This window comes from Photorhabdus sp. RM96S (genome assembly GCF_042879335.1).
GTDB classification, from domain to species: domain Bacteria; phylum Pseudomonadota; class Gammaproteobacteria; order Enterobacterales; family Enterobacteriaceae; genus Photorhabdus; species Photorhabdus kayaii.
The window spans coordinates 1-1,157 of sequence record NZ_JBHFKT010000125.1 but is presented as its reverse complement, the minus strand read 5'-3'; the positions used below and the strand labels follow the sequence as shown (position 1 = coordinate 1,157).

The following is a 1,157-nucleotide window of genomic DNA, read 5'->3' as shown; positions in this document are numbered from 1 at the left end:
GGGTTTTGAGTTCGGCGACAAAGCAGCACGGGAAAAACCGGGTGGTAACTGACTGAGGGCATTAGGAAAATCGGCGTTCGGTAATCAGCTTCGCAATGGAATGGGTTGTTACTGACAATAATGCCCTAGCTATACCAATGCCACCACCACCGATAGCGGGTTCAAACACGGGTGAAACCGTGAATGAAGCAAATCAGACAATAGCTTCAGCTTTGGACAAAAAATTGAAGGAAATGGGAGAGTCTATAGATAAAGCCACCCAATGTTCTTTTGGTCGGGTATGTTCGTCAGATTATATAGATGGTGAAAACCAACCAAATGTGGGAAAAAATCTGACAAATGAAGAAAAGGCTAAATATGGTGGAACCGGTTCTGGAACACCAGATGGTTGGGAACCGCAAGATGAGGAAAATGCACGTAACAATAGTGGGCTTCCATCTAGGGATAATCTTAATCAAGCTGCTTCAACCCCCAATCGTAATGGCTTGACGGACGCTGGACGTGCATTACAAAAGCACGGGGGAAGGGAAGGTTCTGTGTATTCATATTCTAGCCAGAAAGCATCTGTTTTAAATAAGGAAGCTCAGACTATAGTTAGTGAAATACTAAGCAATCCAAATACCAAAATAGAATCTAGGTTTGTTTTTGAAAATAAACAGAGGATTGCTGTAGTTGAAGCAATTGCTCCTGATGGACGAGCGTTGCGATTTAATGCTGATGGTACAAAATTGATTGGATTCCGTGAGCCGCCCAGTAAATGACAGAGAGGAAGAGTATGTTGGAATATAGTGTAGGTAGTTCCGCTGGCCGAGATGATCTTTATGCTGAGCTATCTTTTAATAGGGTCCAGTGGGGGGAAATATCATTATCGGAGGACAAAAAATCAGTGAATATTATTATTTATCCTGACAATAATATTCTAGAGTTCAGGTATGATGAATTTTTGCACATCATAGAAAAGGCAAAAGCTCACCTACTTAGTTTGGAACCATTATCTGAGTGACAAAAATCCCAGCCGCTGGGCTGGGATTTTCTCCGCTGTTAGTTTGTTATTGAGAATAATGCGCTGGCCTCCCGAAATCTGGGCGATTGCCGCACGCTGTCACCGGAAGCGTGCGGTAAGGCCAAAGAACTGAGCCAGCGCATTCTGGATAAAG

At 43.3% G+C, this 1,157-nt stretch carries 1 protein-coding gene; it reads left to right on the top strand.

Translation table 11 applies throughout. From position 1 onward, the window contains the following. The first annotated feature begins 95 nt into the window (after nt 1-95). Nucleotides 96-761: a hypothetical protein gene (locus ACGF49_RS24555; RefSeq protein ID WP_387493313.1), complete on the top strand. Its 666-nt coding sequence runs from the start codon at nt 96-98 to the stop codon at nt 759-761. Nucleotides 762-1,157 lie beyond the last annotated feature (396 nt).